Source organism: Aeromonas sp. R2-3 (assembly GCF_040908375.1).
Classification (GTDB): domain Bacteria; phylum Pseudomonadota; class Gammaproteobacteria; order Enterobacterales; family Aeromonadaceae; genus Aeromonas; species Aeromonas veronii.
Window position 1 is genome coordinate 1 of the sequence record NZ_JBFODP010000026.1, and the last position, 6,338, is coordinate 6,338.

Annotated in this window: 5 protein-coding genes; all 5 read left to right on the forward strand. The window is 51.7% G+C overall.

All coding sequences use genetic code 11. The features are described 5' to 3' along the window. Positions 1–1,020: autotransporter outer membrane beta-barrel domain-containing protein (locus AB5Z02_RS12600; RefSeq protein WP_368216090.1), on the forward strand; the 1,020-nt coding region annotated here is incomplete at its 5' end. A 690-nt stretch (positions 1,021–1,710) separates the two neighbouring features. Continuing rightward, positions 1,711–2,793, forward strand: a complete 1,083-nt coding sequence (locus AB5Z02_RS12605) for a cadherin repeat domain-containing protein (protein ID WP_139405450.1) — start codon at positions 1,711–1,713, stop codon at positions 2,791–2,793. Positions 2,794–2,907: 114 nt separating this feature from the next. Further along, on the forward strand, positions 2,908–3,921 hold the full coding sequence (locus AB5Z02_RS12610) for a DUF823 domain-containing adhesin (protein ID WP_139405449.1): 1,014 nt from the start codon (positions 2,908–2,910) through the stop codon (positions 3,919–3,921). 102 nt (positions 3,922–4,023) lie between these two features. After that, the gene (locus tag AB5Z02_RS12615) at positions 4,024–4,161 is read left to right on the forward strand and encodes a hypothetical protein (protein ID WP_180342858.1); all 138 of its coding nucleotides are present in this window, start codon (positions 4,024–4,026) and stop codon (positions 4,159–4,161) included. 321 nt (positions 4,162–4,482) lie between these two features. Beyond that, positions 4,483–6,338 (forward strand): inverse autotransporter beta domain-containing protein (locus AB5Z02_RS12620; protein ID WP_368216091.1); only part of this gene is annotated, 1,856 nt, incomplete at its 3' end.

Genomic DNA, 6,338 nt, shown 5'->3' on the forward strand with positions numbered 1-6,338 from the left:
CCTGATCCGGGTCGCGAGGGTAGCGGTGGTGTAATGCAGGATTTGGGCTATCTGTTTGACTCGATGCCGATTCTGGCCGCCCAGACCGAACAGGCCTTCCGCGCCCAGCAGCGCTCACTGGGCCGTCAGCTGGACAACGCCTGTGTCAGCGGTGCCGAAGGTCAGCAGTGCCTGCGTGTGGCGGGCGAACTGAGCAAGGTGACTGACGCCCCGACAGAGCTGGATTATCAGGTTGCACCGCAACTGTCGCTGGCGTATGGCTACGGCCTCACCGACCAACTCACCGCCGGGGTGACCGCCTCGATGTTTGGCTCATCACTGGATAACCAGTTGCTGACTGAGCGCGGTGGTGCGGAGCTCGACAGCGGTGTGGGCGTAGGTAGCTACCTGCACTTCTCGCAAGGGGCAGACGAGACCGGAGTGCAAGCCGGCGTGTCGCTGGGCTACGGCGAACAGCGTGGTGAGTTTGTGCGTGGTGATGGTCTTGCCAATGTGCAACACGGTAAAGGCAAGGCTGATGTGAAGAGCGTGGCTGTGCGGGGTTACCTGGGCTATGGCGTAGAGGTGGCAGACTGGAAGGTGACGCCTCATGCCGAAGTGACCCACTTTATCACCAGCCGAGACGGTTACCGTGAAGGTGGTGAGCGACTGGTGTTTGATGTCGAGCACGACAAGGTGAAAGACAAGAGCACAGTGGGCAAGGTGGGTGTGAAAGGCGAGACCGCACTGGCGAAGGGAGTGACCCTGAAACTGGATACAGGGGTCGAGATGGACCTGGATGTGAACCCGGTGACGCTCAAGGGCAGAAGCGACATATTCAGCTTGGGTGAAGGGATGCAGGAGTTTGCGGTGAGTGCCGAGCTTGAGCGCAATGATATGCGTCCTTACGCGGCAGTGGGTGTTGGCTATGAGCTGGAGCAGGCTGGCACCGTAGGGCTGAATGTGAAGGCTAGCCAGGCTGAATATGGCAATCAGGGCGTGGATGGCAGTGTGCAACTGAGCTACGAGCTGAAGTTCTGATAAGCAGCGCAAGAAGTAAAACCGGAGAGTAAATATCAAAGCCGGCCTCGAGAGGGGCCGGTTTTTTTGTTTCACTTAATCAGCACATTAGATGTTTAACGACTTGATATCATCGAAATATCGGGGGAAGGCTCATGTGTCATTCGATTGCTCAAATTAAGGAGAATAACGTCAATTGAGTGCCGAACTGGATAGTCAGCCATTTCATAACGGTGATCATTTCATGGGGGAGCCAACAATAGGGACCATGTAAACAACGCCGCTATGTGGAGTTATGAGATTTAGCCCCTGTTGAGCCACATCAGCATGTTATTAGCACGGTAAATCTCAGGATGGGCAAGTGTATGCTCTTGACTTATTGAGTTGATAAGTATTTTCCTACATTGCGTTGCCATGTAATCCTACATACCTCGAATCACTATGTGGCTATTATTCATGCATCGATTCAGCGGGCTCGTTGAAAAGATAAAAATCCAAAATCGAGTTGCCGGTCTTAATGCGTTGGTCAGTATTAAAATGTTGTCCAGCCGGATACAGAGTTGTTTGTGTTTTGCCTCATCTAACAGGTTAAATAGTGCAAACAGTATCAAGCCCATCTTCGGGGCAGTGAACCAGGGATAGTCTCCTCGCGATAGTTAACAAAATGCAGTTGTCTTTTGGCTGCTGATGTAACCGACAAGGTCTCTATTCATGAAAAAGTTTGTAACTCCTGCTCACCATATTCGTCGTACCACCTTGGCTGCCGTTTTGCTGGCTACGCTGGTCAGTAACGGCGCGAGCGCTTTGGTCTCAACCAATAGCGCAGGCCCCATTCATGGTCGTCAAATCACCGTCGTCGCCGCACCGGAAATCACTGGGCTGGGGGTGGTCGGTGTGCCGGTCACTCTGCCAATGGTTCCGGGTACTGCCGATGCAGATGGTGATGCACTGACCGACTGGTACTACGTTTGGCAACTGGATGGTGTTGATGTCGGTGCCGAGCAGCTGGCTGGCAGCGTTGATGCTATTCCCGCCTATACCCCGCAACCTGCTGATGCCGGCAAGAAGCTGACTCTCAAGCTGCGTGCCGTTGCAGACGAGCGAAGCTTCCCGGTAGCAACCCGTTACTCAGCAGATAGCCTCTCCAATGAAATTATGATTGCGGCCGGAGATCTGGAGATCGGTGGTGAAGGCCCCATTGTTGAAAATCCTGGTATCCCGGGCTCCATTGGTCTTGACGGCGCAGGTAACGGCAGTGGCCCCGAAAACCAGGAGATCAAGGTTGATGTTGGCTCTTCGGTCACCAACAACAACAGCGGTGGTGATCTGCAGTGGAGCCTGAGTGGCGATGATAGTAGTCAGTTCACCATTGACGACAACGGTGTACTGACGCTGAAGCCGCAAGATGCTGAAAACCCGCTTGATACGGATGGTAATGGTACCTACGTAGTTGAGGTCACGGTAACCGATCCGGTTACAGGGGCGCAGGACAGTATCACTATCACCATCACTGTGGAGAACGTGGTTGAAGCTGCAATCGACGTCAAGGTAGTGGATGCGACTGGTGCAACCATCACCGGCAACCCTGTCGTAGGGACCACTCTGCACTCCGCCGTGACGTTGGATGACGGTGCTGGCGAGAAACTTGACCGTGTTGATGCCACTTACCAATGGCAGCGTGCGCTGGATGGTTCGGAAGATTGGGCTAATGTTGATGGTGCAACCAGTGCCACCTACACCACCACCGGTGCAGATCAGGGTTACAAGTTCCGCGTGGACGCCAACGGTAAGTAATATCGCTACAAATCACAAAAGCGGCAAGGAGGCCCGGTGTATACCGGGCCTTTTTTATCAACATACGGGTTGGCAATAAGTTCATATTGCGACAGTTTAACCAAGGGAGAAACCATGACACTACCACAGCGTTTACACCCAACCCTGCGCCGGTCAAAGATAGGATGCCTGATATTGTTTGTGCTGGCAGGTCACTCAGCCATAGCCAAGGAGAGTGATTCGACGGCAGCCATTTATGGGCGCGGTGCTCCAACAGCCCCTGCGATTACATTTAAAGCCATGACACAAGATCAGTATCTTCGCGTGGATCGCGTTGACGGCTCTATTGATCCGGATGGCGACGAGATCACTTACCAGACACGCTGGTGTTCTGAGCCGTCTGGTCAGGGTGCTTGCTCATACGGCGATGCACGACAGATGTCTGAATCAGTAAGTTATTACGTTGCGGCGCGTGCGGTTACCCCACGGGGCTATCCGCAAGCAACACAAGGTGGTAGCGACTGGACTGAACTGGCGACTGGCCGGATACCCAAGGTTACCAATATCGAGGTCAACCGTGGTCAGTTGGCTGGGCCAGGAACAGCGGTTTCTGCCAGTTACCTGTATGAAGATCTGGATGGAGACCTTGAGGGAGCCAGTCGCTATCAGTGGTACGTCAACGGCGTTGCTATGGCCGGTGAAACGGCACGCCAATACATGGTGAAAGAGAGCGATCTCAATAAAGAGCTGGCTGTAGAGGTTGAGCCGATGGCTCAGAGTGGGTTGGCAAATCTGGGTAAAAAGAGGGCATCAGTAGTATGGAAAGTAGCGCATCTAAAAGTGAAAGTGGGGGCGCTTACTTTTTACCGTTCTGCAGTATCGGGCGAACTGGCTTCCCAGAGTGGTGCTACAACAAAGTGCCAGCAGCTTGGTATGAGACTGCCGACAAGGGCCGAGTATCAGCTTCTCTATAATGCCTACCCAGCCAATAAAATATCTTCCGCTATTGGCTGGCCAACAAACATCTATGCATTTTGGACATCAGAGGTTCACACGGCAGGAGCCATACACTGGGCGTTCAGACTGGATAATGGAAATACTAACGGAACCTACTCGATAAACAATGAGTATTATCTCTGTGTTAGTTGATGACGATATGAATAAAAAAAGACCGCTCGAGGCGGTCTTTTTATTTGTCCACACTTTTTGAAGCAGCATAAGGATAAGTGGCGAAATGCTACTTGAGTGCTTGTGTCTGGCAAGAAATTAAAAGGTGGGTTGATGCTGTTTCAGCAGAGCGGACTGATGAATATTAGAATGTATAGAAATGATAATCAAGATTTTATGCATAAAAAAAGCCGCCTGGCGGCGGCCAAAATGGCTGGATAAAGTCGATGATCTGACTTTATTAAACGCGCAACTTGTCAGCCAGGCACGGGATATGTGTTACGCGACTAAATAATGCCACGTTTAAAGATAAAACCCTTGTAGGAATAGACTTAATTTTTTTGTGAAATCTAAGAACATAAAACAACATACTGGTCACTTTTAAGGTGTGGATTGTAGTTTTAATCGCATAAGGCGGGTCCTACATCGCTATAGGTGATTTCCTACATCGCATGTTCGTCCATTTCTATATGATAGCTGACATGGATTCTCCAATTGATGGACCGCTGACATATATTGCAACAACAGAAGTGAGTTTTAAGTATGTTTAAGAAAAGCCGCGTCTATCAACTGGTATGGGCTTACCTCTTTATTGGACATAACGCTGTATTGCCGATTGCATACGCTGCTGGTGCAATACCTGAAACGAAAAAACGTCAGGAACAGTCCTCACAGAATAGTTACACCGTTAAAGTAGGTGACAGCCTGAGTGGTATTGCCAAAGCTCATGGTGTAGCTGTTCATATTCTGCTTGCCATGAACGAGAGCAGGCTGGCAACTCACCCCCTCGAAGTTGGCCAAAAAATAATGGTGCCAGCAGCAGTGGCTCTTCCTGAGCTGGGCGGCAAAAATCCTCTCAATTTGACAGCGAGTAATGAGAGCGCTAAATCCGTTGCCGATTACGCTGCGGAAAATGCTGCGCGCATTGCAACCCAGTTTGCAACCAACGATGAGGCTGGGGTTGATGAGACCCTGGCTGATAAATTTGCACGCCAGACGTATGGTAATGCTGACAATGCATCTGTTGTTACAGGTTCATCCTATGGCGCCAAAGAGGAAGCGCAGTACTGGAAACGTCAAGCTGTCTCAGGTTTTGAGGCCGAAGCCAACCAGTATGCTCAGGAATTGGTAGGCAAGGGGACCGCCAGAGCCAAGATTGCTCTCGACGATGAAATGAATTTTGCCGAGTCATCCCTTGATGTGCTGATGCCGTTCGCAGAAAGCGAGTCGCGCATGCCGTTTGTACAAGCTGGGGTCAGAAAATCCAGCAATGACAACATTGCCGCGAACGTTGGTATCGGCCAGCGCCATTTCATCAAAGATTGGATGCTCGGTTACAACGCCTTTTATGACCAGGATTTCACCGAGCGCGCGTCCCGTGCCGGTATTGGTGCAGAAGCATGGCGTGACAATCTCAAGATGTCTGCCAACGGCTATATACCGCTGAGTTCCTGGAAAGAGAGCGACAAGATCGAAGATCACTTGTCCCGTGCGGCCAGTGGTATTGATGTCAACATTCAGGCCTATCTGCCTTCGCATCCGGCACTGTCAGGCTCTGTGACCGCAGAGCAGTATTTTGGTGACAAGGTGGATATCTTGGGCTCCCAGAAGCTGGAGAAAGATCCCCATGCCATTACCCTGGGGGTCGGGTATCAGCCCGTTCCATTGGTCAAATTTGATGTCAAGCACACTGAAGCATCCGGTGGTCAGAGCAACAGCCAGTTTGGGTTAAATCTTGAATGGCGTCTGGGCGAGTCACTCAACAACATGTTGGATGGCCGCAAGGTCAACAAGTCCATGCGCGGCATGCGCTATGACCTGGTCGAGCGTAACAACCAGATTGTTCTCGAATATACCAAGGCACAACTGATGTCTGTGGCATTACCGCAACAGCTGAGTGGGTTCGAAGGCAGCCCGTTTGATATTTCGGTGCAGGAGCTACGCAGCAAACACCCTGTTGCCGAGATTGTTTGGCAGAGCCCCTTGTTTGACAAGCTTGGTATTCCGGCAGCGCAGTTGCGCGGTGCCGATTTGACCACGCTGCGCTTGCCCGAGTTGCCCGTATTTGAAGCCGAAGGCAGCAATTTATACGGTATCACAGTCATTGTTCGTGACATCAAGGGCAACGAGGTCAGTGCGTATAGCGCCCTTGAGGTACTGCAAAGCCGAACCAGACCTGAAGTTGTTGACCCTGATGGGGATCTTGATGGTGACGGCCTGACCAACGGTCAGGAAAGCCAGCTCGGTACCGATCCGGAAAACAAGGATACCGATGGTGACGGCATTGATGACAAGACCGAAGTGGACAACGGCAGCAATCCGCTCGACCCGAACGACCCGGTGGCTGATCCGGACGGGGATATAGATGGTGACGGCCTGACCAACGGTCAGGAGAGCCA